The sequence below is a fragment of the Leptospiraceae bacterium genome (assembly GCA_025059995.1).
Classification (GTDB): domain Bacteria; phylum Spirochaetota; class Leptospiria; order Leptospirales; family Leptonemataceae; genus SKYB61.
This window is the reverse complement of record JANXCF010000003.1, coordinates 1-25,462: the sequence shown is the minus strand read 5'-3', so window position 1 is coordinate 25,462 and position 25,462 is coordinate 1. Positions and strand designations below refer to the sequence as shown.

The following is a 25,462-nucleotide window of genomic DNA, read 5'->3' as shown; positions in this document are numbered from 1 at the left end:
GTAAAACGAATTTTGAAAACTCTCTGCAAAATCATTTTTTATTTCATCATAGACTTAAAAATTAAAATTATTTCTTTTCACTAACTTGGAGAACAAAAACTTGGACTCATGACTTATAAAGTTCTTATTTCAGATAAGTTCGATGCAGAAGGAGTCTCAAGACTCAAAAACACTCCGAACTTCGAGGTAATTTATAAAGGCGGACATTCCAAAGAAGAACTTTTAAAAGATATCGAAGATGTGGATTGTTTGATTGTTCGTTCAGCAACGAAAGTCAAAGGTGAAGTTTTCGAACATGCAAAAAAGCTCAAGCTGATTGTTCGAGCTGGTGTCGGTGTAGACAATATTGATATTAGCGAAGCCTCACGAAGAGGCATTATTGTTATGAATGCTCCGGGTGGTAGTAGCATTACCACAGCCGAACACGCAATAGCCTTAATGTTTGCTTTGGCAAGAAACATTCCTCAAGCCAATCAATCCATGAAGCAAGGAAAATGGGAAAAAAGTAAATTCTTAGGTATTGAGTTAATGAATAAGACGCTGGGAGTGATCGGTTTGGGTAGAATCGGACGAGAAGTGGTAAAACGAGCAAAGGGTCTACAAATGAAGGTTTTAGGATATGATCCCTATATCAACCGTGAACATTTATCACATCTAGAAATCGAAATTGTGGATTTGGATACATTACTAGAAAAAAGCGATATCATCACCGTCCACACACCCTTAACGGAAACAACGCAAAACCTTATCAACAAACAAAATCTTCATAAATTAAAAAAAGGAGTTCGTTTGATCAACTGTGCTCGAGGGGGGATTTACGACGAAGAAGCATTAGTTGAAGGACTGAAATCAGGGCACATTGGTGGTGTTGCTTTGGACGTTTTTTCACAAGAACCTATTCCTCCGAACTTCCCATTAATTCCGTTTGAGAATTGCATCATGACTCCCCACTTAGGAGCTTCCACAGCCGAGGCGGAATTTGCTGTAGCAATGGAAACAATTGATGAGGTCATTGAGTTTTTTACAAAAGGGATTGCAAGAAATGCGATTAACTTCCCAAGTATGGACCCCGAAGATATGGATTATTTAAAACCTTACTTTATTGGGGCTGAAAAAGTAGGTAAATTGTTAGCAAACCTCATTGAAAGTCCCCTAAAAACAATACAGATCACCTATAATGGAGAAATAGCTAAGAAAAAAGTGGAACCCATCAAAATGGGCATAGTAAAAGGAGCATTATCGAAATTTTCTGGTGATGAAAATGTCAATTTCGTGAATGCGCTAGTTTTAGCGAAAGAACGAGGAATAAGGATTATAGAAAACTTCAATGAATCTACATCTGACTTCATTAGTAGTGTGGATGTTCAATTCGAAAATGATCATCATCTACAAAAGCTTAAATACACGGTAGTTTTGAATAAACCTATCGTTGTGAAAATGGACGGCTTTGACTTAGAATTTGAACCAGAAGGGATATTACTCATTATTCAAAACCGAGATGTTCCAGGAGTGATTGGATCCATTGGAACTTTTTTAGGAAAAGAAAACATCAACATTGCAAGCTTAGAATTATCCAGAACCAAAAAAGGGGAGCTAGCTAAATCCGTCATTAAAATTGATGATCTTCTGACGAAAGAGCAATTAGAAGCTTTTCAAAAACTACCCAATATTTTGTTCGCAAAACAAGTTGATTTAAGATGAAATTAAATTACGGGATCCCCCAAGATCCCTTCCTCTAATAATTGAATTAAGTATTTTGTTTTATTAAGAACAATTTCTTCTGAAATAGCTTTATTTCTTTCTTGAAAGAGCTCATCTGTGATATTTATAGCAGCTAAAATGGCTAATTGAGTGTGGGATAATCGATGTGAGAACTGGGATGATAACTCCTTCATTTTGGAGTCAACATAATTTGCTACCATCATCATGTATTCTTCACTGGTATTATCACTTTTAAGTTGATATTCTTGACCAAAAATTTCTACCCTTACTTTGTGATTTTTTTTAGGTTGGTTTGTTGTTTTCATTTTCTTCTATGATTAAAAAGTCTTCATCATCCTCAAGCTCAAAGATACCAATATCGTCATCATCTAAAATAATTTCATCATCCACAGCAACAATGGTTTCCTTGTTTTCATCTTTTTGATAGTTTTCTTCTGAAGAAATATCACTTCGCTTTTCTCTATTTTCGATTATGATTGTATCCGCAGTTTCTTCTATAATCGTTTCGTTTTCTAAATTATCTGATAAAATGATTTCATCTTCATCTTCATCAAGAACAATGATTTCATCATCATTCATTTCTGATACTTGCGTTGCTTCTCGAACAAGATTAGATTGTTCTTTTACTTGATCAATACTCTCAATTATATCAGTCTTTTTTGAAGATAAGCCCAGTAATTGCGGTTTTTCAATAGGCTTTTCAAGTTTAACTTCAATTTCTGAGTCTTCTTCTATGATGGTTAAATCATCTTTTATTTTGTCTGAAACATTAGAATCCTGTATGTCTTTTCTTTTTGTTGCAAAGTTTGTTTCAGCTGAATTTAATTTCGCAAGGATTTGTAAGATTTTCTTTTCTAAGACACTTTCGTTTTCTTTTAAACGCCCTAATTCTAAATTTGCTTTTTCTAATTGTTCTTTTAATGAACTAATATCTTTTTCTTTTTTTTCTAACAGTTGACTGATTTTTTCATACTCATCTCTTAGTTTTTGATTTTCTGCCTCTAACCTTGAGTTTTCTGTTCGAAGATCGCTAATAAGTTCTAACGCTTTTATAATTTTACTCTCTAATTCATCTAATTGTTCAAGAGTTATCATTTTAACTCCTTAATAAAATTTTCTAAAGTAATTAACGTCATCTCTTTTGTTTTTGTAAATAAAAAATTGTGATATTGATTGAAAAATTTATCTCTCCAAGACAATCTATATTCAGATTTTTTATTTTTTTACTTTTAATACGATTTTATCAAATACTTGAGGATACAAAAATGCAATATTGGCCAAGGACCTACGATTCAATTTAATATTTGATTTTTTTAACAAATCCACAAGTTGTGAATAAGATAATCCATGATTCCTTGAGGCAGCATTAATCCTCATAATCCACAAGGAACGAAAATTCCTCTTTTTTTGCTTTCTTGAATTATAAGCATGCTGTCCAGCATGCATCACGACGGTTTTGGCTACTCTATAAAGCCTATGCCTTGCTTGTCGATAACCTTTTGCTAACTTCAAAATTTTCCTTCGCTTTTTGTGATGTATCTTTGTTGTTTTTGCTCTCATATTTGACTCTTTTTATTTAGAATAAGGAAACATGGATAAAATTAATTTTTTATTTGTTGGATGTAAAAAACCACCCTTTACTAACCTTCTTCTTCTTTTCGAGTTTTTATGGGTAAGGTTATGGTTTTTAAACGCTTTTGTTCTTTTTACTTTCCCCGTTGCTGTAAACTTAAATCTTTTAGAAGCAGAACTTTTTGTTTTTAATTTTGGCATACAAATTCCTTTGCTATTTAACTAATTTTTTTTCAAGCTTTAGGTTGCAATCCTATTTTTTATGTTTTGGTGCGATAACTGCGAGGATTTGTTTTCCATCCATTTTAGGTGGTATTTCTATGGTTGCATAATCTTGGGTATCTGATAAAAAACGATTGATGATTTCCATTCCTAGTTCAGGATAAGCTAATTGCCTGCCCTTGAATTTTAGATTCAAACGAACTTTGTTTCCTTCTTGTAAAAACTCAATGGCTTTCTTCAGCTTGATTTGATAATCATGGTCTCCGATGTTTGGACCTAATTTTAACTCTTTGACTTCAATGACATGTTGTTTTTTTTGTTGTTCTTTTTTTCGTTTGCTTTGATCGAATTTCCACTTACCATAATCCATGATCTTACAAACAGGTGGATCTTGATTAGGCGAAACTTCCACTAAATCCAAACCTTTCTCCTCGGCTATCTTCAGAGCTTCTTGAAGACTGACAATTCTTGCACCTTCTCCTTCAATGACAAGACGCACTTGTTGTGCTTTGATTTGTCGGTTAATTCGATGTTCTTCTTTTTTATTTTTGGGTGGAAACTGCCTATTCTTCATCCTAACCTCTCTATAGATAACTTCTTTCTCTTGTCAATCTTCATATCGGTTCACGAAAAATTATTTTTTATTCTAATCGAAAATAGTTCATAGGAAAGCTTTTGACAATTTCTTTTACTTCTTCTTTGAGTTTCTCTTTGACGGTGTCATTGTCAATATTTTCTAATAAATCGCAGATGATGTTGCCAATTTTTTTAAATTCATCTTTCCCTAACCCACGTGTTGTCAAAGCAGGAGAACCAAACCGCACCCCACTTGCCACCGCCGGAGGATTGGGATCAAAGGGAATGGTGTTTTTGTTTGCTGTGATACCGATTTTATGAAGTTCATCTGCTGCTTTGCTTCCTGTAAGTCCTTTAATTCCTACGTCCAATAAGACAATATGATTATCAGTTCCACCACTTACAATTCGAAAACCTCTTTGAAGAAAAGTTTCTGCCAAAACCTGGGCATTTTCTAATACTTTTTTAATATAATCTTTGAACTCAGGTTGTAGTGCCTCTCCAAACGCTACCGCTTTAGCAGCAATTACGTGCATAAGAGGTCCCCCCTGTGTGCCAGGAAATACTCGGGAATTTATCACTTTTGCAACCTCATCATCATCAGTCATGATCAGACCACCTCTGGGTCCTCGTAAAGTCTTGTGAGTAGTCGTAGTAATCACATGAGCAACACCCACAGGAGATGGATGATAGCCCGCTGCAATAATTCCCGCAATGTGGGCTATATCTGCCATCAAAATGGCACCTACTTCATCTGAGATTTCTCGAAATTTTGCAAAATCTAAAACACGAGGATAAGCAGAGAACCCAGCTATAATCATTTTGGGTTTATGTTCTTTAGCTAATTTATAGAGTTGATCAAAATCAATTCTTTCGTCTTCTTTTCGGACTCCGTAAAAAACTGGCTGATAAATTCTACCAGAAAAATTGACTTTCGAACCATGAGTCAAATGACCCCCATGAGATAAATCCATCCCTAAAAAAACATCTTTTGGCTCTAAGAATGCTAAAAATACTGCAGCGTTAGCTTGAGCACCCGAATGTGGCTGCACATTCACATGTTTTACACGAAATAATTTTTTTGCTCTCTCTATAGCCAAGGTTTCGATTTCATCAGCATACTCACAGCCATTGTAGTATCTTTTTCCGGGATAACCTTCGGCATATTTATTGGTCAGCGTAGAAGTATAAGCCTCTAATACAGACCTACTTACAAAATTCTCAGAGGCAATCATCTCTAAAGAATTTTCTTGTCTGAGGTCTTCTTTAACTAGGATTTCATAAACCTCAGGATCAGTTTTGAATAGATTTGATTTTAGCATTTTATTCTTACCTCCAAATCATCAAAAATCTAAAATAATTTCTTTTTGAGTATACTTTCCTTGATATATCCATTCTGAACTAGAATATACATTTTTTACCTTATCTATGAGTATTTTTCTTAGTTCTTTTGATTCTGAATAATTAACAAATCGGATTTGATCCTGCTGGAAGTAGTCTTGAAGTTGTTCTAAAAGGCTTTCATAAAAAAGAGAAATATCGAATTCTTTGGGTAGTGTAGTCAAAAAATCCTCATGACTTCGCTTCATCCGATAGTCTGGTTCTTTAGGTGGATGTTTTAGTATTTTTTGGACTTCTTCTATCACATTTTTTTGTAAAATCAACGTCCCATGATGAACCAACATATGGTATTTTCGAAACTGGGAATTACCTGAGAACTTTTTATAGCCTTCTTTGGTTTCTATTACTAAATCCGAAAGCCCTTGAATTAGAGCTTCTATATTTTGCTTTTTCAATGCTTTGATGAGAAAATTCAATATGATGTTATAAGAATTAGGTATAGAAAAGAATTCAGGATATTTCTTCAAAGGAATTATAAAAGTGTAGTTCAAATTCCCGTAGGTATGATAAACAGTTCCACCCCCTGATAGTCTTCGAACCAAACATATATTTTTATCTTTTAAAAACTTCTTTTGTTTATTGTGTAAAGCGATTAAAACTTCACTATTTATGTTTTCCAAAACTTTACAACTTCTCCCTAAAATAATGCTTGGAGGATTAAACCAAAATCGAAGAAGTGCCGTAAAATCTTCAACTTTACTATAATAAAAGGCCAATGATTCTTCTAATGCAATAGAAATGATCGGATTACGGGTTTTTAAGTCAGGGATGTGTATAATCATTTAAATCCTCTTTTTGACTATAAATAAATTCCCCATCTCTTCTGAATTCTTTATGTAATAATAATCAGAAATATTTGAAATCAAATACAAACCTATTCCTCTATCTCGAATATCAGACAAATCTTTCATTACAAAATCTGTCGGCTGAACACTATATTTACCAAAATCACGAAATCGGAGCTCCACATAAGTTCGATGGAATAAAAACTCAAAGAAAATCCATCCTAACTCAAATCGATATGCGTGCTTGATAATGTTTGAAACGACTTCATTTGAAATTAATTTTAAATCGAACGCAATTTCTTTTTTGATACCAAAACTCACAGAAACTTCATAAACAAAATTTCGAAATGGCTTCAACAAACTTGGAGTGGAAACTATCTGCATCCGGATTTTTTTGTCTGTTTTTTTTGAAGTCTCATAATCAAATCCTTTGGCAATGATGGGAGTTTCTTTTACAACATTATCAATATTATCACTCATCTTTTAACGCACTAAAAGTTTTGACATCTTTTTTCTTTCTGTGGGATCTAGATATTTTTTCCTAAGACGAATATTGAGAGGAGTGACTTCAACAAGTTCGTCTTCCTCTATGAATTCAATGGCTTGTTCGAGGTTCATTTTAATGGGTGGGATGAGGCGAATGGCTTCATCAGAACCACTTGCTCGAACATTAGTTAATTTTTTTTCTTTTGTTGGATTTACGTCTAAGTCTCCTTCTCTTGAATGTTCTCCTATAATCATTCCTTTGTAAACAGCAGTTCCAGGTTCGATGAAAATCCTTCCTCTTTCCTGAAGTTGCCACAAAGCATAAGCTACTGCTATCCCATCCACCATAGAAACCAAAGTTCCATTAATGCGATTCGAAATACTACCCAAAAAAGTATCATAATGGGAAAATCGTGATGTAAAAGCCGCTGTTCCTTTACTCTCTGTCAGAACAAAACTACGAAAACCAAATAAACTTCTGGTAGGAGCTAAATACACAATCCGACAGGTTCCATGAGAAAAGGTTTCAAAGGACTGCATGATGCCTTTTCGACGATTTAGTTCTTGAATAATATTTCCACTATAAATTTCTGGAACATCTATTACGACGATTTCGTAAGGCTCTAATTTTTTTTGAGTAGTGGGATCAGTTTTTAGAATGACTTCGGGTTTGGAAAGTTGAAGTTCATATCCCTCTCTTCGCAGAGTCTCCGCCAAGATTGCAAGTTGTAGGTCACCTCGACCTTGAACTTCGAAACGATCTTTTTTTTCTTCATCTTCATAGACACGAATTGAGAAATTAATCAAGGTTTCTTTGAAGAGTCTTTCCCGCAATTGTCGAGTTGTAACAAACCTTCCTTCTTTTCCTGAAAACGGTGAATCATTAACCAAAAAAAACATAGAAACTGTGGGTTCTTCGATTTCAATTCGAGGTCCTGGTATGATTTTATCGATTTCACAAAGGGTGTCTCCTATCTTGACTTCTTCAAATCCTGCAATTCCCACGACATCCCCTGTGTGAGCTTCATTGAGTTCTATTTTTGTTAAACCATCGAAACCGAAAATTTTGGTGATTTTCCCCCGTATGATTTGATTGGTTTCGTTTTTGACAAGATCGACAATATCGCCTTTTTTAATTTTCCCCTGAAAGATCCTTCCTACACCAACCCTTCCTACGTAGTCATCGTAATCCAAATTTCGGATTTGTAGTTGTAGAGGCATTTTCACTTTTTCCTCGGAATAGGCATTGGGAAAATGCTCAATGATTAAATCCAAAATTGGAGCAAGAGTGGGTGTTTCGTTTGATTTTTGGAGTTCTTTTTGAAGTTCTATTCCAAAAAGTTTGAGTTCTTTTGTGGCATATTGCAACTTTGCTGAGGCATATATCACAGGAAAATCCAACTGCTCTGACGTAGCACCTAACTCATCGAAAAGGTCAAAAATGTCATTCAATACTTTTGTAGGATTAGCAAATTCTCGATCGATTTTATTTATGACTACGATTGGGCGATGTCCTAACTTTAAACTCTTGGCTAAAACAAAACGTGTTTGAGGCATGGGACCTTCAACTGCATCGACTAAAAGAAGACTTCCATCCGCCATCCCTAAAACTCTTTCTACTTCACCACCAAAATCCGAATGCCCTGGAGTATCGATGATATTGATTTTATGATTTTTATAATAAATCGATGCATTCTTAGCTTTGATGGTGATACCTTTTTCTTTTTCCAGCTCTAAATTATCTAAAATCCTTTCTTCTTCTGTTTTTTTTATTTGACCTGAAGCTTTTAGAAGCCCATCTACCAATGTGGTTTTTCCATGATCAACGTGAGCAATGATGGCTACGTTTCTTATGCTAACTAAAGGTGTTTGAGCAATCATATTTACGATTTTTTTATCCAAAGTTTTTTTTTGCTTTAAATAAGCAATTAAATCTTTACTTGTATTACTTGTATTAAGTGAGAACTAAAAGTAATTTTTTTGAATTTTTATTTTTAAAAAAGATTGCTTATAAAATCGATAAGTTTTTATATATACTGAGAAATGAGAATACTTCCAAAAAACATCCATTACAAAGTTTATATTACAAAAACTGAGATTGAAGAAATTTTTTCTTCGTCAAATCAAGATATCATACGAACTTTTTGTGAAAAAACAAAAAAAAATGATATTCGAAAAATCATACTTATAGTCCCGAAATTCAACCAAGATTATGAAAAATATGCCATACATTGCATCCAAAACAATATCCAAGTAGTTGTGTTGTTAGAGCGTAATCTTTTGGCTCATCAAGATAAAATCTTTGAGTATCTAAAAGAAAATGAACGAACTATACTTATTTTCTCAAAAGAGTCGGAGCAATTAAAAAAAATCTTTGAAAAGAAATTTTCTCATGACCCCTTTCACGATGACGGAAGATTTTTAAATCTTGAGCAGGAAATTTTAGAAGAAATCACACGAATCAAAAACAAGGAAACTGAAACTAAAAACACCCCTCAAACCACTCAATTAGAATTCGAACAAGTAAATGAAAGTCAAAAAGATTTAGAGACCATAGAAAAATTAGAAAAAACTGACCCAACAACAAACGAAACAACAAAACATCTGAAAGAAACAGAAATAAAAATCAATGAAAACAAAAATAACACAAATACTCTAAATGAAAAACCAAAAATGGAGCAAAAAGAAATACACACTACAAAAGAAAAAAAAGAAAATATTCAAATAATCAAAAATATTGATTTCTCTACTTCTGGAAAGGAAGGGTTTAAACTATCAAAATTTACGATTCGAATTAAACTATTAGGAATTATTAGTGTGTTAGTAACTCTATCGCTTTCTTTGATGATTTTTATTGCCTCTTACTTTTTCAAAAGAGATATAGAAACTCAAATCCAAACGAATAATAGCAATTTGGTTCAAATTTTGGGGCAGAAATTAGAAGACTTAGTCAACCAAATCTACATCACAAGTGAATTCATCTATCAAAACCACATGAAGTCAAATGAAACCTACATTGATCTTTTTACTTTCGAAAACCCTTATATTTATTCGATTGCCATTTTGAAAGCCCAAGATATAAATTTTACCATACAAAAATGGTTGAATAATTACAACTTAATGCAAGCTGATGCCTTAATTCGTGAGGATTTTGAGGGTTTGATTTCTATCTACAATGAGAAAATCCAACAATCCTTAACGAATACTTTTAATTTATTCAATGTTTCAAAAGTTTTAAATAAACCTGTGTTGTTAATGATAGCCCCCATCAAGTTTGAACCTAATACGTATGCTTTGATTTTTTTAAACGCAAGAAAAATCATCAATGACTTTCCTTCCCAAGTGGGAAGTCAAACTTTATTGGTGAATCGTTATTCAGAGCTGTTGATACATTCAGACATAAATATCACTCTACTTCAAGCTAATGTTCAGGATCTGCCCATCATCCAAACTATGCAAAAGAGCACAGTGGATAATGGGTTATATACTTTCCCTTTTGGTGGTAAGGAATATATAGGCGCTTTTAAAAAACTTGCTGTTGGAGGTATGGGGATTGTTTCTATTACGGAGTCGGATATTGCTTTTCAACAAGTTTTTGCCACTCAAAGAAGAAACCTATACATTTTAGGGATTGTCTTGGTTTTGAGTGTGGTAATTGTATACTTTTTTGCGAATAATATTTCCATACCCTTGAAGGAACTTGCATTCGCAACTGGTCGAGTTGAAGAAGAAGACTATTCTGTTCGTGTAGTTCCAAGAAGCAAAGACGAGGTGGGATTAGTGGCTTATTCCTTCAACAAAATGGTGAAGGGGCTTGAAGAACGTGAGCGAATGAAAGATGCTTTCGGAAGATTCGTTAATAAAGAAATAGCTGAAAAAGCTCTGAGAGGTGAAATCCAATTAGGTGGAGAGAAAAAAGTTTGCACTATCTTTTTTTCCGATCTTCGGGGATTTACTGCGATGTCTGAGAAAATGAAACCAGAAGAGGTTGTGGAATACTTAAATCGCTATTTCACTCTGATGGTTGATTGTGTAGAAAAAACTCATGGCATTGTAGACAAATTCATTGGGGATGCCATCATGGCAACATGGGGTGCCGTCTATACAGAAGGAAATGATACCGAAAATGCCATTAATGCCGCACTCATGATGAGAAAAGCCCTAATTGAGTTCAATAAATACAACAAAGAACACAATCTTCCTGTGGTTAACTTTGGATGTGGTATCAATACTGGAGAAGTGATTTCCGGTCAAATTGGTTCCGAGAAACGTTTAGAATTCACTGTAATTGGAGATGCAGTTAACTTAGCAAGCCGAATTGAAGGACTCAACAAACCCTTTGCAACGGATATCTTAATATCCCAAGATGCTTATGAAAGAGTAAAAGACATTTTCAACGTTATAAAGATGCCCGCCATCAAAGTAAAGGGGAAAGATGAACCTCAAACCATTTACTGTGTTTTGGGAAGAAAAGATGATCCCACGGCTCCGAAAACCTTAGAAGAATTACGACAAATAGCAGGTATCCATTGGAAACCACAGATAACAGAGGATCAAAGTGTCCTCGAAGACGATAAAGAAGAAAAATTCGAAATTTTAGACAAATCAAAATCATCAAAAGATAAAAAATGACCTCCAAAGCACCCTATTACATCAAATTCAAACCAAGTAAAAAGGATTATATTTTCTTTGTTATAGCTTTTTTGATCATAGGAATTCTGAGTTATCTACTATACAAAGATATTTATGCCACTTATGTTGTTGAGGAAGAGCCAATCGGGAAGATTGTTTTCAAAAAGAGGACAGCTCTGAGAAAACTTCAAACCCAAAATCTTTGGGAATTACTCCAAAATGAATATCCCGTGTATAACGGAGACTCCATCAAAACAGAAGAGTTTTCAGAAGCTGTTTTGAAACTTAAAGACGGAACTGAAATTGCCCTAAATGAAAACTCTTTCATCGTGATCAATTTCACAAAAGAAGAAACCAAGATCGATTTTAATTACGGGAGCTTAGAAACGAAAACTGCAGAAACCAACGTGAAAGTCAAAACCGGAGATTCGGAAATCGATTTAAAATCAGCGGAGGCGAAAATCACCAACACCAAAGAAAGTGTAAACATCCAACTACAACAAGGAAAAGCCGAATTTATCAAAGAAGGAAAAAAAGAAGAAATCAAAAAAGATGAAGTCTTAATCGCTCAAAAAACCGAAGATAAAATCGTAAAAACCAAAATGAAGCTAAACTTGATAAAACCCTTAGAGGATGAACGATTCTTCACAACCACGAAAGATAAAGTAATTGAGTTTGAATACCAAGGTGATCCTGAAATAAATTACGAGCTCTGGGTTTCTATGAATTCCATGTTTCGTCCAACTTTAATCAAAATCCCTATAAAAAGAATTGCCCAAATCCAACTTAAGCCTGGCACATACTACTGGAAGATCGTCGAGAAAAATCAAGATCACACGCTATTTCCTTATAGAAAATTCGTTGTTTTCCAAAAAGAAAAACCTCAGCTCTTCACACCAAAAAACTTAGAAATTTTCAAAACCAAAACCGAGTTGAATATAAATTTCTCTTGGTCAAAATTGGAATTAGCAAAAGGCTATGAACTCTTGATTGATACTAATCCAAATTTTACAAATCCCAAAAGGATTTCGACGTTTGTTAACAATGTGAATGTCCCAATTGACGTTCAAACTCAAACTTACTATTGGAAAGTTATTGCTTTAGGTGTCTTAGAAGAATTGACAGAAACTTCAGATGTACAATCTTTCCAAATCCAAGAACTTGAAAAATTCAAACCAGCAAAATTGATTTCCCCTTTAAACGAATATTTTCTTCATACAAAAACGAAAAATTATGTCTTCAAATGGTGGGTTGATTCACCCAATAAACAAACAATCCAAATTGCCAAAGATTCCAAATTTAATGAAATATTATTCGAACAAAGTAATATCACCGTTTCCACATTTGATGTAAAAAGAGAATTTCCTACTGGAACCTATTACTGGCGAATCATAAACGAAGATAAAATCCCTTCTGACGTGGGAACCTTTTTTGTCATCGAAACTCCCAGATTGACTTTGAGCTTCCCCAGAAATAACGAACTTTTTCTTTTTGAGGATGCAAAAGAAATTCCCCTGAAATGGTCCTATGAACTAAGAGAAGTAGAGTTTATAGTTTCTTTAGCAAAAGAACCCAACTTTCAAAAGCCTCTTTTAACAAATAAAACCCTAAAAGAAGAATTCCTTGTACCATCAAATCTATTGAACTCAGAAGGAGAATACTTCTGGAGAGTAGATATACGAAAATTAAATACAAATGATGTTTTAGACACCCAATCATCCAAGTTTTTTATGTATTTTCTACCTAAACCCACAAGAATCATAATTCCAAAAAATAACGAAACCTTTAATCTTCTGTCCGTAAATCAAATTTCAATCCAATGGGAAAGAGCGAAGCACGTTGATTACTATGAATACGAATTACTCAAAGCTGGAACTCCTATCTTGAAGAACCGAACCAATCAAAATCAAGTGGTCCTCACAAACTTAGAGGATTTCGGAATTGGAGTATACGATTTTCGTGTAAAAGGGGTTCGCAAAATCCAAGAACGAATTATACCAACGAACGAAGTGGGTGTAAGATTTGTTTTAGAATACCAAATTCAATCCAAACCTGAATTTTTAACACCAGAACGAATCGTAATTGAATGAGAGTCTTGATTGTTTTTTTTCTTGTTTTTATCACAATAAAATTACAGTCCCAAGAACAAACCATATTTTACACCGAAAGATGGGCAGCGGTGCAAAATGTAAGAAAATATCGATTAGAGATTGCAGATCTTGAAGAAAAAATATTACTAACAAAAGAAATTGAAGGAACGGAAGCTACTGTAGAAATCAAACCAGGAAGATATAAAAAACGTCTTGGACTTCTTAACCAAAAAAATGAAGTTTTTTATTACACAGAATGGAAGGAATTTGAAATCATCTATATTCCCACACCAAAAGTTGAAAGTATTGAAACACTAACCGATTTTGATGATGACACCCAAAAATTTAGAATGAAGGTTTCGGGAATCACAAATGATGCCAAAATTTTCTTACGAGAAGGTTTAGAGAAAAAACCTTTAGAATATGAATTTAATGGCGAAAATCTTTTCATCGAAATCCCTACTAAAGAGCTCTTAGCAAAGAATTATGAAATAGTCATTCAAAACTCAGAAAAAAAATTCACCACTATCCCTGCCCTTTCTTTGATCAAAATCAAACAAATAACTGACTTTCAAGAAATACCTAAAGTCTCACCAAAAGTAGTCGAATTAGAAAGAAGAATTCGTAGAACCGTCCCTGGTCAAATTCTCATTGAAGAAGGAAAAAAAGACAAAGGATACTTTATCAAATATGGTTTTTTATTGTCCCTCGCAGCAGTTGGCTTTCAATACCAAAAATTAAAGGACTACGAGAAGATTCAACGACCGTCTTTATTTTTAAACAAAAATAACTTATCTCTGTTAGATTACTTGATTTTTGTTAACCGAACAACTAATAACCCTTTTATTAGAAATTATTTAATCTATGAAAGCTTAAATGCAAGAAAGCTCATAAAAAACTACAACCAAGATCAAATACGATTTGGATCCACTTTGGGTTTTTCTTTCTTGTTTCTTACTTTATTTTTTGTCGATATTTTGGAAACAAAAAATACAAAAAATGAACAGACTTTGGGATTTATGTGGAATTTTCATTTTTAGTGAGAGTGATTTATATGAATTTTATTTTTTAAAAATTGCAAAACTTTAAAATTTTTATAATTGACATTTAATCTTTTATTTTACGATTGATTATCATGGTGACTCACGAAATCTACTATAAAATCCCCAAGATGTTGCAGAACAATTTCTTGCAAACCAGTCTTTCTTCTTTAAAGTTTGGAAATCAAGCAAAGTTTTTAAGTCAACTTTCCAAAATCGAACTAATTATAACGAAAGATAATACCAGACTTTTGGGATACTTCACTCCGTCGACCACAAAACAAAGAGTAAAAGGGATTGTGATACTACTACATGGCTGGGAAGGAAGTAGTGATTCTTCTTATATTTTGAGAATGGGGAACTTTCTTATCACGAATGGATTCCATGTCTTTCGGCTTAATTTCCGCGATCATGGAAACACCCATCACTTAAATGAAGGGCTTTTCATGGGAACTCTGATTGAAGAAGTCTATGATGCCATCATGCAAATCATGAATCGCTACTCCCTACCAACGTTTATTATTGGTTTTTCTTTGGGAGGGAATTTCGCTATTCGATTTGCTCTACTTTATAGCCAAAGAAAAAAACAAAAAAGACAAGAAAATGGTCGCCTAGAATTTGTGTTTGCTGTATCCCCTGCTATAGATCCAAAAAAATCCACTATGGTGATTGATGAAGATAAAATCTATAAATCCTATTTTCTTAGTAAATGGAAACAATCTTTAAAACTTAAAGAATACTACTTCCCTTACCTTTACCATTTTCAGCCACTTCTCAAAATTGATTCTTTGATGGAACTCACAGAAAAAGGTATCTTAAAATACACCAAATACAAATCCGTAGAAGAATATTTTGCGAAATATACATTAACAAACTTTTCCTACGAAAATTTAAGTATTCCTATTTACATCCTCACATCCAAAGACGATCCTATCATTCCCGTTGAAGACTTTCAGTTCTTTAAAGATATTCCCAATATTCATTTGTACATTACGGATAAAGGTGGACACAATGGCTTTATCATGGACTTTCAATTTCATACATATTACATGGATTTGTTTTTCGACATTTATCGAAATCGGGTATTGACGTATTTCTTTTGATTGTTAACGAAAAGAGAATGTCTAATAATTAACTTAAGATAGTTTGGATATCATGAAAAAAAAATCCCCTTCCCAATCCCAATCCCTAAAGAAAGGAAAATTCAAAACAAAATTAAAAAAAGAGATCTTTCATTTTCAAAAATCTACTGAGCTCAAATCCTTTGAACCCATTCACTTCAAAGTAAACGATATTCATATTGGTTTTATCCCTAAAAGCGGAAGTCTCGTTTATTTGCAAATTGTCAATAGAACAGGCTCACAAGTTGAAAAACCAAATGAATGGGGTTATAGCCATATATTAGAACACATGCTATTTAAAGGAACCAAACATTATCCTAATAGCATTGAGTTTATCCACTCCTACAACAAATTAGGTGCACATTTGAATGCATATACTGATTATGATCATACAAATTATTTTCTTTCAATTTTGAAAGAAAACTTTCACAAAGGCTTTCCCATTATTTCAGATATGTATGTGAATCCTTTGATTCCTGCAAATGAACTCCAAAAAGAAATTCAGCCTATTTTAAGTGAATACCGAGAAGCAGAAGACGACCCTACCCAATATCTTTTCGAAGAATCCATGAAGCACTTTCTTTCCGAGTATCATCCCATTTTAGGGACAGAAAAAAATATAAAAGAAGTTCAACGAGAAGATTTGATACAATTCAAAACAAAATACTACGGAAAGGTGAATACTTTTATTACTATTGTTGGGGATATTGATGTTGAGTCATTTCTAAAAGAAGTAGAATTATTATTTAAAGATTTGCCAACCTCCAAAAAACCTTCCTATCCAAAAGCACAATATCGACCACAAGAACTCCTCTTACAGAAAAAAGGAATTCAAGAAGGGTATTTTCTTATGCTTTTTCCTGCTCTTCCGTATAAACACAAGGACAGAATCAAGCAGAATTTTATGAATTATATTTTGGGTGGTATGGATTCTTCGCTTTTGTATGTCCGAGTTCGAGAAGAATTGGGTTTATCTTGCTATGAAATTTACTCGAGCATTTTGCGAAATCAGTCCTTTTCTATTTTGGAAATCTTTGCAGGTATTGATCCCAAACAAATCGAAAAACTAAAAGAGGAGGTCCAGTTAATACTCCAATCCCTTATGAATGAGTATATTAGTGATGATCTTTTCATGATCGCAAAAAATACTATCAAAACTCAGATTTGGTCCTCGATTGAAACTATCAAAGGACTAAGCGGTTATTTACTACAAAGTATGTTACAAGATGATTATCGAAACCCTGTAGAAACTTTGATAGAAGAAATAGAAGCCATCACAAAAGAAGATGTTTTAGAGATAGCCCAAAAAACCTTTTCAGAAAAACCTCTTATAGCGAAACTACTTCCTAAGAAATGATCATTTCTATTGAAGAAGCTGTAGAAAAACTAAAACAAGGCGAAGTTGTAGCAATCCCTACAGAAACGGTTTATGGTCTTGCCGCACTGGCAACGAACGAAAATGCGGTAAGAAAAATCTTTGAACTAAAAAAAAGACCCTTAAACAACCCTTTAATCTGTCATATTAGTTCTCCGAACCAGCTCGATGAATATGTCTTTTTAAAAGACTACCATGAACCTTTATTTAAATTTTGGCCAGGTCCTTTGACGATTCTTTTCCCAAAAAAAACGACGATCCCCGAGATAGTTACGGGAGGTTCACCCTATTGTGGATTTCGTATTCCTGATCATCCCATTGCTTTAGAAATCCTTCGTTCTGTTGAAAAGCCCATTGCCGCTCCTTCTGCCAATCCCTTTACGAAACTTAGTCCAATCAGTGCCGAAATGGTCAGGGATTACTTTCAAGAAAAAGTAGATGTAGTGGATGGAGGGATTTGTCATGTGGGAATAGAATCGACCGTGGTTTTATTTCGTGATGAAAGCACAATTGAAATTCTTCGTCCAGGCATCTTTACAAAAGAGGATTTTGAATCACTCGGTTATGAAGTTATTGTTTCAAATCAAAAAAAAGGAGGTGAAACCTTACACTCTCCAGGACTTTTAGAAAAACATTACCTTCCCAAAATTCCTTTGATCTTACTATCTAAAGAATTTCTCGATGATTTTCGTAAAGTTTCAATCATAGATTATTCACAATTATTAGATGAAATCATTACTAAAAATAAGGTTCTCCCAGAAAAAGAAACCCTACGAAATTTTTTACAAGAAAAACAAAAAATGGCTTTTATTGTATATGGAAATTTTCCACATCATGATAGTGTCTTTCATCTTTCACACAACGAAAACTTATTTGAGATAGCGAAAAATCTATATCGAACACTACATGATTTAGAAAAAAACTTTGATGGTATTGTTGCCTTTAATGTGGAAAATCGAGGTCTTGGTTTTGCCATCAATGATCGGTTAAGAAAAGCCTCAAGCTGGAGGATCAATAAAATGACTTGACATGAAAGTTAAATTTTCATATTCGGATTCTACTTGATGATAGATTTTTGAGAAAAATCATGGCGTCGTGGCCAAGGGGCTAAGGCAGGGCTCTGCAAAAGCCCGATCGTGGGTTCGAATCCCACCGACGCCTCAACGCCCGGGTGATGGAACAGGTAGACATACAGGACTTAAAATCCTGGGGGCCAAAAGCCCGTGCGGGTTCAAGTCCCGCCCCGGGCAACTTAATCTTCTAAAATTAAATCATCACGATGAATCACCTCAAAGGGAAAGAACTCTTTTAAAGGATATTGTTCATGATTCAATCTATTTCTTAAGATGCGTGAAGGTATGTTAATGATGCCTCGTCCTAAAATTTCTTGCTTTTGATTTTTGATTTCTACAACATCGCCATAAGTAAAGCTTCCTTCGATGTTTTTGATGCCAGCCCACAGAAGGGACGAATTCTTATAGCGTAAAGCCTTCTCAGCTCCTTCATCGACAATGATAGCCCCTTTGGAACGAGAAAACAAAAGCCATTTTTTTCGAGCTCTTAAAAATCTTTTTGTAGAATATATCAAGGTCCCAATATCATCTCCTTGATAGAATCTTCTCAAAACATGTTTTTCTTTACCTGGAAGAATAGCCAGATGTAGTCCCGCTTGTTGGCATAACTTACCAACCTTGATTTTTGAATACATCCCACCACTACCAAAACCTTGTGGTCCTTTTGCATGCTTGATGATTTCAGAATCAATTTTGTCCAAAAACGAAACCCTTTGGTTATTGATTAAAAAACCTTCTACAGAGGTCAGTAAAATCAAAAGCTGAGAGTTCAATAAAGCCGCAACCGCCGCAGACAAAAAATCATTATCACCAAATTTGATTTCATCTGTTGATACAGTATCGTTTTCATTGATTACGGGAAGGACATTTAATTTTAAGATCTCTTGTAAGGTATGTCCAATGTTAAGATAGGTTTCCCGATCCCGAAAATCTTTTGCGGTGATTAATATCTGCGAAATCAAAATTTTTTTCTCATCAAATAAGTTCTGATAAAATTTCATCAATTCGATCTGTCCAATGGATGCTAAGGCTTGCTTTTTTATGACAGATGGATTTTGATAAGAATCATTTTGGATTAAAGTTTTAATTTTCTTTTTCCCCAAAGCAATGGCACCGCTACTTACAAGGATTACTTCTTTCTGTTGGTTTCGTAAAAACAAAATTTCATCAATCAGATGATTTAATAAGTCGAATTGAATTTGCTCAGTGTTTGGATCCACAATCAAGTTGGAGCCAATCTTGATCACAATCCTTTTGATTTGATCCCATTCTGATAGAAATGCACTTCGGTTCATTATACTATCACCCTTTTTTTTGATAAAATTTCTGCAAAAGAAACGTGAGGAAAAAAAGAAAACAAACTATCAACAAAATCTTTTAATAAATTCCCATTATCAATAGCATCCTTCGCAGAAAGAAAAAAAACGGGAATCTTTGTTATTTCTTCATCGAAGAGCTTTACTAGTTGTAGAAAGTCTTCATAAATACTTTTTAATAACTCCATGTCATAGTCCACCAAATCAATCTTGTTGAAAACCAAAAGGCTTTGTTTTTTGAGGAGTTCTTTTGAATATTGCTCGAGCTCCCAACGCAGGGTTTTGTATTCATTAGCCAGCTTTAATGAATTTACATCAAGAATATAAACAATAAGATGAACTCGTTCGATATGCTTCAAAAAAGAAATTCCAAGTCCAATGCCTTTACTTGCTCCTTCGATGATTCCAGGTATATCTGCAATTAGAAGTCTTCGTTCTTCGAAATCGTGTTTTTTGATTAGGACTCCCAGATTTGGATTTAACGTTGTAAAAGGGTAATCAGCAATCTTTGGATTTTGAGAAGTTAAAGCTTTAAGCAAGGTGGATTTTCCTGCATTCGGAAATCCCACCAAACCCACATCAGCAATTAACTTCAGATTGAGTTTGATTTTTTTGACCTCACCGGGAAGCCCGGGTTGAGCATATAGGGGAGTTTGATTAGTGCTTGAGGCAAAATGAACGTTCCCGAGACCTCCTTTTCCTCCTTTAGCAACTAAGATTTTTTTTCCGGGTACATCAAGCTCACCAATGATTTGATTTGTTTCTTCATCGATTAAAACCGTTCCTACGGGAACTCGGATAATGAGGTCCTTACCATCACTTCCGTGTTTTTTCTGACCTTTGCCGGGTTGACCGTTTTCTGCTCGGAAATACTGTTGGCTTAAGAATGAATTAAGATTATTCAAGGTCTCATCAGCGATGATGTAAACATCACCTCCTTTCCCACCATCACCACCATCTGGACCGCCTTTGGGCTGGAACTTCTCCCGATGGAAACTTACACACCCAGCACCACCTTTTCCACCTTCTACGATGATTTGGATTTCATCAACAAAGCTCACAAGGATTATTGCACAGGATAAACAGACACTTTTTGTTTATGGCGATTGATATGCTCAAACTTCACTATACCATCAACCAAGGCATATAAAGTATAATCCTTTCCCATACCAACGTTTCTTCCGGGATGAAAAGTGCTTCCTCTTTGTCTCACAATAATATTGCCAGCTCTCACAAATTCACCACCAAACTTTTTAACCCCAAGCCTTTTGGATATACTATCACGTCCATTTTTCGTGGAACCTGCTCCTTTTTTGTGTGCCATTGTTCACTCCTCTTTGATTTTTAGATTTACAGTATCTGAATGACTTTGACTTAATTTTTTTAACAAAAGTAGTTTAGCAAACAAAATTCTTTTTAAGTTCGATTGAAGTTCTGAATTCTCAGGGAAAGCCACCCTCCATAAGCCCTTTTCTTTTATTTCGTTGAAGTCATTTCCAAATTCCTTGAGTTCTAAAGAAAGTATCTCTACAATCGTAGAAACGACTGCACATTCCAAACTATAACTTTCTTCTATAGGAGCATGACCTGTAATTTGTATTTCTTTGATTCTTTCAGCCGTATCGAAAGAAATAAGAACTTCAATCAAACCAATTAAACAAGAATATCAATCACTTGAAGCTTTTGTAAATTTTGTCTATGTCCCCATCTTTTTGCATAACCCGTTTTTCTTTTGTAAACAAAGCCTCGGATTTTTGGTCCACGGAAATTTTTGATTACTTTTAACTTTACTTTTGCTCCTTCCACATAAGGGGTGCCGATTTTTACTTCATTGTCTTTGTTGACTAATAAAACCGAATCAATCTCGAATTCTTCTCCTTCACTTTTACCCGTTAGTTCACTCACAAAGACTTGATCTTTTTGGATAATGTGCTGCTTGCCCTTGAGTTCAATCACCGCAAACATAGAATTTACTCCACTTCGCAAGTCAAAATTTTTCGTTTTTGTTTCATGGCAAGTGATTTTGTTTTTTTCGAATTCCGTAAAACTTCTCTAATTATTGACACAAAAAAATCTTTTCTACTTATGGAAGTAGATGTCTTCTACAACAAATCAACTATTTCGAGTAACTACTTTCGGAGAATCTCATGGTCCGGCAATTGGAGTGGTAATTGATGGATGTCCTGCAGGGATAGAAATTGATTTCGAAAAAGTCAGACATCAACTCCAACGAAGAAGACCGGGACAAAGTCGCCTTACCACCCAGCGAAAAGAAACCGAAGAATTCGAAATCCTCAGTGGGATTTACAAAGGCAAGACCTTGGGCACACCCCTAGCCATCATTGTGAGAAACATTGATATAAAATCTGAAGACTACTTAAAATGGGCCGATATTTATCGACCATCCCATGCTGATTATACATATCATGCGAAATATGCCTATCGAACTCCATTGGGTGGGGGAAGAGCTTCTGTAAGAGAGACTGTGGCACGAGTGATTGCAGGAAGTATTGCCGCTCAGATTCTAAAATCAGAACTTGAGATTGAAACCATTGCCTGGGTAAATTCCATTGGGGAAATTGAATCCCGAGTGATGGAAAATCCACCAAAAACCCAAGATGAAGTAGATGCCTCACCCGTTCGTTGTCCTGATCAAGAAGCTTCAGAAAAAATGATAAAACTCATAGAAGAGGTTCGAAAAGAAGGTGACTCCTTAGGAGGGACCATTGGAGTGATTGTGCGAAATGTTCCTCCTGGATTAGGTGAACCTGTTTTTGATAAATTAGATGCTGAGTTTGCAAAAGCTTGTTTGAGTATCCCTGCTTGCAAAGGTTTCGAGAGTGGAAGTGGCTTTTCTGGCACAAAATTACGAGGAAGTCAACATAATGACTCCTTTTTTGTTCCTGGAAAAGAACATTTACCCGAACATGACCTGATAGAAAAAAATCGAGATATCAAAAATATCGAAGGATTCGAAAACATTCCCCTTTTACAAACACGCACAAACCACTCAGGAGGAATCCAAGGAGGGATTTCTAATGGGATGCCTATTCTTATGCGCTTAGCGTTCAAACCCACAGCTTCCATCCATAAAATCCAAAAGACTGTTTCCGAAAGCGGTGAACCTGTAAACCTGCTTGTTGGTGGAAGGCATGATCCATGTGTCCTACCTCGTGCAGTGCCAATTGTTGAGTCTGTGATTAATTTAGTATTGATTGATATGTATTTTCGTCAGCGTGCAATCTATCCCAAATGGTGGTTAAAACATGCAAAGAGTCGTAATTAGTTTGAGCTTGTTTTTTTTCGTTTTTTTTGTCTATTGTAAAGAAAAAACAACGTCCCTTTTGGAACCTGAAGCATTTCTTCAAACTTTAGAAAAAGAATTTCGAAATCACTATTTTTTTTCCGATACAATCATTAACGAAGATTATTTTAGAGCTGTAAAAAAAATAGACCCCAATAACCAAAACGTCACAAACCTCAATGCCCGGGATTATGCCCTCGAATTACTACGAAAAAACTTTCAAAAAGACGCAAACCAATCAGAAACATTTTATAAAAATTTTGTGTATGAATTACTCAAAACCAAAAAAGGAAGAAATCTATACATCACACCTTCAACTATAGAACGTTTGAAAGAAACGGAAAATCTATCTGGTGTTGGCATTATACTTTATGAAGAATCTATTGGAAAATTTTTTATTTTGGATGTGATGGAAGGTTCTCCCGCCTATTTAGCAGAAATACGTCCCAATCAGTATTTACAACAAATCAACGGTGAGGACGTAGATAATTTTCTAATCGAAGATGTCGTAGCAAGAATTCGAGGCAAACCTAAAACCCCACTTCAATTAACCATTCAAGGCATTTCATATCAACTCATACGAACTGACTTAAAAGTAATCCCTATAAGAAAAACCTTTTGGAAATTGCCGGATAAAACCGATATTCTGTATTTGCAAATCCGCTTTGGAACTCGTGGTACAAGTGAGGAATTAAAACGAATTCTCTTCGATAGCCCCACACCTGACATTATAGTTTTGGATTTAAGGTATTTATCCACTGGAGATATACATGAAATTTTTCTGATTTCAGATATCTTTCTTCCTAAAAAAGAAATCATGAAAATCTACACCAAAGAAAAAAATCCAGAAGTCTTCACAACAAAAGAAGATATCTTTCATACAGGAAAAATCATTGTTTTACTACAAACGAAAAGTTCTCCTTTTTCATATGGATTAGCAAAGATGATTCAAAACTCACCAAAAGCAACAATCCTAGGTCCGAAAAGAGAAATACCAGTCTATATTGGAAAACAAATCCCTTTATCACCGACAGAAAATTATGGTGCTTTTAACTTCACGATTGGGTATGTAGAAATTCCCACTACTAACGAAAAAAATTGGATTGAAATAGAAGACTTTATTCCCATCTATCCCCCCTCAGATTCACCTACTCTTGATGATCCATATCATAGAAAAATCTTAGAGCTCATAAAGCAAAATGAAACTAGAAGAACTAAAAAATAAAACAATCTTAGTCACAGGTGGTGCAAAACGGATTGCTAAAAGCATCATTTTGGATTTGGCTAAGTTTGAGCCAAAATGGATAATTCATTATCGAACTTCTGAAAAAGAAGCTCAAGAAGTATTGTCTTCTATTCAAGCTTATAATCCCAATTCATATTTGATCCAGTCAGATTTCTCAAAAGAAGATGATCGAAAGCGTTTTTTCGAAACCATTGAAAAAGAAGAGATTCACATCGTCATCAATAGTGCATCGATTTTTCCTGATTTCGATAATTGGGAAAACTTCGATTATGATAACTACAGAAAAATTTTTGATGTGAATTTTTTCACCCCAAGCTATATTATCAAAAAAGTTTTTTTTAAGAAAGAGCATCAGGGGATTGTTATTAACTTTTTGGATGCAAGCTTGAGATTCCATCGAACAGATCATTTCTTGTATCGATTAAGTAAGTATTGTTTAGAAAAGCTTACTTATATGTTGGCAAAAGAATTAGCTCCTAATGTTAGAGTGAATGGGATTTCTCCTGGTGCTATTTTACCCCCTGCCCAAATCAATAAAGAAGGGATCATAAATGAAAGCTGGAACCCCGTTGATTACTATGAAAAATCCATCAAAAAGATCCCTCTAAGACTTCCGGGTAGTCCTGATTATATCACCCATGCCGTTCGATTTATCATCGAAAATGATTTTTTAACGGGTATAAATATTCCTGTTGATGGTGGAGAAAACCTATAATGAAAATTTTAATCGAAGAACTCAGTGTCATCATGAAAGTGGGTGTAAAAGAAGAAGAGCGAACCCAGTTCCAAGAAGTCGTTTTTAATATCGAATGCGAGGTTGAGTTTTCTCAAGCATTTGTTTCGGATTCTATCTTTGACACAATCAATTATAAAGAACTCTATCGAGAAATCCTCGCTTTCTGTGAAAATCATAGCCCAAAGCTCCTAGAAAAATTAGCTCATGATTTGGGAGAACATTTACTCCAGAAATTCCATTTGTTAAAAAGCATTAAGATTCAAGTCTTTAAACCTAAAGCCATTGTTAATGCGAAGAGGACTGGAATTGAAATCACCAAAAAAAGAATCAGCTCTTTTGATAATTAAAACTCTCAAAGGTAAGTTCAGCCAATTTTAACCAGTCTTTCGTAAGGGTTTGAAATTTTTTCCATGATTCATATACTTTTTTGTAGCTTGGATTTTCTTTTGCTGTTTCTTCCATAATTTCTTTTGTGATCTTATAGGCTTCGTTTAGGATTTCATCGGAAAATTTTCTTAAAACTACCCCTTTTTCTAAAATTCTTTTTAAAGAAGTAGGGTTTAGATAATCAAACTTTGCTTGCATGTCTTGATTTGCTATAGTAGTTGCTACTTGGATCACTGATTGATAGATTTCTGGAAGCTCTTTCCATGCATCGAGATTGATGAGATAACTCAAATTCGCACTCGGTTCCCACCAACCTGGGTAGTAGTAATACTTTGCTACTTTGTAAAATCCTAACTTCTCATCATCATATGGTCCTAC

The 25,462-nt window shown here is 34.5% G+C and carries 26 protein-coding genes and 2 tRNA genes; 13 read left to right on the top strand and 15 right to left on the bottom strand.

Features of this window, described 5'->3' with window-relative positions; translation table 11 throughout:
• Window positions 1–108: 108 nt before the first annotated feature.
• A complete protein-coding gene (gene serA / locus NZ853_04725) occupies window positions 109–1,701 on the top strand; it encodes a phosphoglycerate dehydrogenase (protein ID MCS7204978.1) in 1,593 nt (530 codons plus the stop codon).
• A gap of 2 nt (window positions 1,702–1,703) precedes the next feature.
• On the opposite strand, the gene NZ853_04720 is transcribed toward serA, so the two are convergent.
• The 9 genes from NZ853_04720 to typA form a co-directional block, all read right to left on the bottom strand.
• Window positions 1,704–2,027, bottom strand: a complete 324-nt coding sequence (locus NZ853_04720) for a cell division protein ZapA (protein MCS7204977.1) — start codon at window positions 2,025–2,027, stop codon at window positions 1,704–1,706.
• Complete coding sequence (locus tag NZ853_04715) at window positions 2,005–2,817, bottom strand: hypothetical protein (GenBank protein MCS7204976.1); 813 nt, start codon at window positions 2,815–2,817, stop codon at window positions 2,005–2,007. Before NZ853_04715 ends, NZ853_04720 begins: the two co-directional genes overlap by 23 nt.
• 120 nt (window positions 2,818–2,937) lie before the next feature.
• On the bottom strand, window positions 2,938–3,282 hold the full coding sequence (gene rplT / locus NZ853_04710) for a 50S ribosomal protein L20 (GenBank protein MCS7204975.1): 345 nt from the start codon (window positions 3,280–3,282) through the stop codon (window positions 2,938–2,940).
• Between the two features lie 12 nt (window positions 3,283–3,294).
• The gene (rpmI, locus tag NZ853_04705; GenBank protein MCS7204974.1) at window positions 3,295–3,495 is read right to left on the bottom strand and encodes a 50S ribosomal protein L35; all 201 of its coding nucleotides are present in this window, start codon (window positions 3,493–3,495) and stop codon (window positions 3,295–3,297) included.
• Between the two features lie 52 nt (window positions 3,496–3,547).
• Complete coding sequence (gene infC / locus NZ853_04700; GenBank protein MCS7204973.1) at window positions 3,548–4,090, bottom strand: translation initiation factor IF-3; 543 nt, start codon at window positions 4,088–4,090, stop codon at window positions 3,548–3,550.
• A 67-nt stretch (window positions 4,091–4,157) separates the two neighbouring features.
• Window positions 4,158–5,414, bottom strand: coding sequence for a serine hydroxymethyltransferase (locus NZ853_04695; GenBank protein MCS7204972.1), 1,257 nt, complete (start codon window positions 5,412–5,414; stop codon window positions 4,158–4,160).
• Between the two features lie 21 nt (window positions 5,415–5,435).
• The gene (locus tag NZ853_04690) at window positions 5,436–6,275 is read right to left on the bottom strand and encodes a lipoate--protein ligase family protein (protein ID MCS7204971.1); all 840 of its coding nucleotides are present in this window, start codon (window positions 6,273–6,275) and stop codon (window positions 5,436–5,438) included.
• Entirely contained in the window at window positions 6,276–6,758 is a 483-nt protein-coding gene (locus NZ853_04685) for an ATP-binding protein (protein ID MCS7204970.1), read from the bottom strand.
• A gap of 3 nt (window positions 6,759–6,761) precedes the next feature.
• Window positions 6,762–8,645 (bottom strand): translational GTPase TypA, encoded by a 1,884-nt coding sequence (gene typA / locus NZ853_04680; protein MCS7204969.1) that lies wholly within the window; start codon window positions 8,643–8,645, stop codon window positions 6,762–6,764.
• Window positions 8,646–8,807: 162 nt separating this feature from the next.
• Between typA and NZ853_04675 the strand changes: the two genes are divergently transcribed.
• The 8 genes from NZ853_04675 to NZ853_04640 all read left to right on the top strand — a co-directional run bounded on the left by NZ853_04675 (window position 8,808) and on the right by NZ853_04640 (window position 18,272).
• The gene (locus NZ853_04675) at window positions 8,808–11,396 is read left to right on the top strand and encodes a HAMP domain-containing protein (protein MCS7204968.1); all 2,589 of its coding nucleotides are present in this window, start codon (window positions 8,808–8,810) and stop codon (window positions 11,394–11,396) included.
• On the top strand, window positions 11,393–13,486 hold the full coding sequence (locus NZ853_04670) for a FecR family protein (GenBank protein ID MCS7204967.1): 2,094 nt from the start codon (window positions 11,393–11,395) through the stop codon (window positions 13,484–13,486). The genes NZ853_04675 and NZ853_04670 overlap by 4 nt, the downstream gene beginning before the upstream one ends.
• Window positions 13,483–14,526 (top strand): hypothetical protein, encoded by a 1,044-nt coding sequence (locus tag NZ853_04665; GenBank protein ID MCS7204966.1) that lies wholly within the window; start codon window positions 13,483–13,485, stop codon window positions 14,524–14,526. The genes NZ853_04670 and NZ853_04665 overlap by 4 nt, the downstream gene beginning before the upstream one ends.
• Before the next feature lie 95 nt (window positions 14,527–14,621).
• Window positions 14,622–15,629 (top strand): alpha/beta fold hydrolase, encoded by a 1,008-nt coding sequence (locus NZ853_04660; protein ID MCS7204965.1) that lies wholly within the window; start codon window positions 14,622–14,624, stop codon window positions 15,627–15,629.
• 52 nt (window positions 15,630–15,681) lie between these two features.
• Entirely contained in the window at window positions 15,682–17,004 is a 1,323-nt protein-coding gene (locus tag NZ853_04655) for an insulinase family protein (GenBank protein MCS7204964.1), read from the top strand.
• Complete coding sequence (locus NZ853_04650) at window positions 17,001–18,050, top strand: L-threonylcarbamoyladenylate synthase (GenBank protein ID MCS7204963.1); 1,050 nt, start codon at window positions 17,001–17,003, stop codon at window positions 18,048–18,050. The genes NZ853_04655 and NZ853_04650 overlap by 4 nt, the downstream gene beginning before the upstream one ends.
• A 61-nt stretch (window positions 18,051–18,111) precedes the next feature.
• Window positions 18,112–18,183, top strand: a tRNA-Cys gene (locus NZ853_04645).
• Between the two features lie 4 nt (window positions 18,184–18,187).
• Window positions 18,188–18,272: transfer RNA gene (locus tag NZ853_04640), tRNA-Leu, on the top strand.
• Between the two features lie 2 nt (window positions 18,273–18,274).
• On the opposite strand, the gene proB is transcribed toward NZ853_04640, so the two are convergent.
• Genes proB through rplU form a run of 5 tightly spaced genes read right to left on the bottom strand, consistent with a single transcriptional unit; the run spans window position 18,275 to window position 21,376 of the window.
• The gene (gene proB, locus NZ853_04635; protein MCS7204962.1) at window positions 18,275–19,390 is read right to left on the bottom strand and encodes a glutamate 5-kinase; all 1,116 of its coding nucleotides are present in this window, start codon (window positions 19,388–19,390) and stop codon (window positions 18,275–18,277) included.
• Window positions 19,390–20,472 carry a GTPase ObgE gene (obgE, locus tag NZ853_04630; protein MCS7204961.1) on the bottom strand — a complete coding sequence of 361 codons (1,083 nt, stop codon included), beginning with the start codon at window positions 20,470–20,472 and terminating at the stop codon, window positions 19,390–19,392. Before obgE ends, proB begins: the two co-directional genes overlap by 1 nt.
• Window positions 20,473–20,477: 5 nt before the next feature.
• Window positions 20,478–20,735, bottom strand: coding sequence for a 50S ribosomal protein L27 (gene rpmA / locus NZ853_04625; protein ID MCS7204960.1), 258 nt, complete (start codon window positions 20,733–20,735; stop codon window positions 20,478–20,480).
• A gap of 3 nt (window positions 20,736–20,738) precedes the next feature.
• A complete protein-coding gene (locus NZ853_04620; protein MCS7204959.1) occupies window positions 20,739–21,059 on the bottom strand; it encodes a ribosomal-processing cysteine protease Prp in 321 nt (106 codons plus the stop codon).
• A gap of 5 nt (window positions 21,060–21,064) precedes the next feature.
• On the bottom strand, window positions 21,065–21,376 hold the full coding sequence (gene rplU / locus NZ853_04615; GenBank protein MCS7204958.1) for a 50S ribosomal protein L21: 312 nt from the start codon (window positions 21,374–21,376) through the stop codon (window positions 21,065–21,067).
• 130 nt (window positions 21,377–21,506) lie between these two features.
• Between rplU and aroC the strand changes: the two genes are divergently transcribed.
• The 4 genes from aroC to folB are packed head-to-tail and all read left to right on the top strand — an operon-like array spanning window position 21,507 to window position 25,044.
• Window positions 21,507–22,697 carry a chorismate synthase gene (gene aroC / locus NZ853_04610; protein MCS7204957.1) on the top strand — a complete coding sequence of 397 codons (1,191 nt, stop codon included), beginning with the start codon at window positions 21,507–21,509 and terminating at the stop codon, window positions 22,695–22,697.
• A complete protein-coding gene (locus tag NZ853_04605; protein MCS7204956.1) occupies window positions 22,678–23,940 on the top strand; it encodes a PDZ domain-containing protein in 1,263 nt (420 codons plus the stop codon). Before aroC ends, NZ853_04605 begins: the two co-directional genes overlap by 20 nt.
• Window positions 23,915–24,676: an SDR family oxidoreductase gene (locus tag NZ853_04600; GenBank protein ID MCS7204955.1), complete on the top strand. Its 762-nt coding sequence runs from the start codon at window positions 23,915–23,917 to the stop codon at window positions 24,674–24,676. The genes NZ853_04605 and NZ853_04600 overlap by 26 nt, the downstream gene beginning before the upstream one ends.
• On the top strand, window positions 24,676–25,044 hold the full coding sequence (gene folB / locus NZ853_04595; GenBank protein ID MCS7204954.1) for a dihydroneopterin aldolase: 369 nt from the start codon (window positions 24,676–24,678) through the stop codon (window positions 25,042–25,044). The genes NZ853_04600 and folB overlap by 1 nt, the downstream gene beginning before the upstream one ends.
• Here folB and NZ853_04590 read toward each other — a convergent pair.
• Window positions 25,025–25,462: ABC transporter substrate-binding protein (locus NZ853_04590; GenBank protein MCS7204953.1), on the bottom strand; the 438-nt coding region annotated here is incomplete at its 5' end. The two genes, folB and NZ853_04590, sit on opposite strands and share 20 nt — an antisense overlap.

Coding starts and splice junctions, on each gene's coding strand:
- rpmA (MCS7204960.1), bottom strand. CDS start 20,735: ATGGCACACAAAAAAGGAGCAGGTTCCACGAAAAATGGACGTGATAGT.
- proB (MCS7204962.1), bottom strand. CDS start 19,390: ATGAACCGAAGTGCATTTCTATCAGAATGGGATCAAATCAAAAGGATT.
- NZ853_04695 (MCS7204972.1), bottom strand. CDS start 5,414: ATGCTAAAATCAAATCTATTCAAAACTGATCCTGAGGTTTATGAAATC.
- rpmI (MCS7204974.1), bottom strand. CDS start 3,495: ATGCCAAAATTAAAAACAAAAAGTTCTGCTTCTAAAAGATTTAAGTTT.
- NZ853_04675 (MCS7204968.1), top strand. CDS start 8,808: ATGAGAATACTTCCAAAAAACATCCATTACAAAGTTTATATTACAAAA.
- NZ853_04690 (MCS7204971.1), bottom strand. CDS start 6,275: ATGATTATACACATCCCTGACTTAAAAACCCGTAATCCGATCATTTCT.
- NZ853_04670 (MCS7204967.1), top strand. CDS start 11,393: ATGACCTCCAAAGCACCCTATTACATCAAATTCAAACCAAGTAAAAAG.
- NZ853_04600 (MCS7204955.1), top strand. CDS start 23,915: ATGAAACTAGAAGAACTAAAAAATAAAACAATCTTAGTCACAGGTGGT.
- rplU (MCS7204958.1), bottom strand. CDS start 21,376: ATGTTTGCGGTGATTGAACTCAAGGGCAAGCAGCACATTATCCAAAAA.
- serA (MCS7204978.1), top strand. CDS start 109: ATGACTTATAAAGTTCTTATTTCAGATAAGTTCGATGCAGAAGGAGTC.
- folB (MCS7204954.1), top strand. CDS start 24,676: ATGAAAATTTTAATCGAAGAACTCAGTGTCATCATGAAAGTGGGTGTA.
- NZ853_04685 (MCS7204970.1), bottom strand. CDS start 6,758: ATGAGTGATAATATTGATAATGTTGTAAAAGAAACTCCCATCATTGCC.
- aroC (MCS7204957.1), top strand. CDS start 21,507: ATGTCTTCTACAACAAATCAACTATTTCGAGTAACTACTTTCGGAGAA.
- NZ853_04660 (MCS7204965.1), top strand. CDS start 14,622: ATGGTGACTCACGAAATCTACTATAAAATCCCCAAGATGTTGCAGAAC.
- rplT (MCS7204975.1), bottom strand. CDS start 3,282: ATGAGAGCAAAAACAACAAAGATACATCACAAAAAGCGAAGGAAAATT.
- NZ853_04665 (MCS7204966.1), top strand. CDS start 13,483: ATGAGAGTCTTGATTGTTTTTTTTCTTGTTTTTATCACAATAAAATTA.
- NZ853_04655 (MCS7204964.1), top strand. CDS start 15,682: ATGAAAAAAAAATCCCCTTCCCAATCCCAATCCCTAAAGAAAGGAAAA.
- NZ853_04605 (MCS7204956.1), top strand. CDS start 22,678: ATGCAAAGAGTCGTAATTAGTTTGAGCTTGTTTTTTTTCGTTTTTTTT.
- NZ853_04715 (MCS7204976.1), bottom strand. CDS start 2,817: ATGATAACTCTTGAACAATTAGATGAATTAGAGAGTAAAATTATAAAA.
- NZ853_04720 (MCS7204977.1), bottom strand. CDS start 2,027: ATGAAAACAACAAACCAACCTAAAAAAAATCACAAAGTAAGGGTAGAA.
- infC (MCS7204973.1), bottom strand. CDS start 4,090: ATGAAGAATAGGCAGTTTCCACCCAAAAATAAAAAAGAAGAACATCGA.
- typA (MCS7204969.1), bottom strand. CDS start 8,645: ATGATTGCTCAAACACCTTTAGTTAGCATAAGAAACGTAGCCATCATT.
- NZ853_04650 (MCS7204963.1), top strand. CDS start 17,001: ATGATCATTTCTATTGAAGAAGCTGTAGAAAAACTAAAACAAGGCGAA.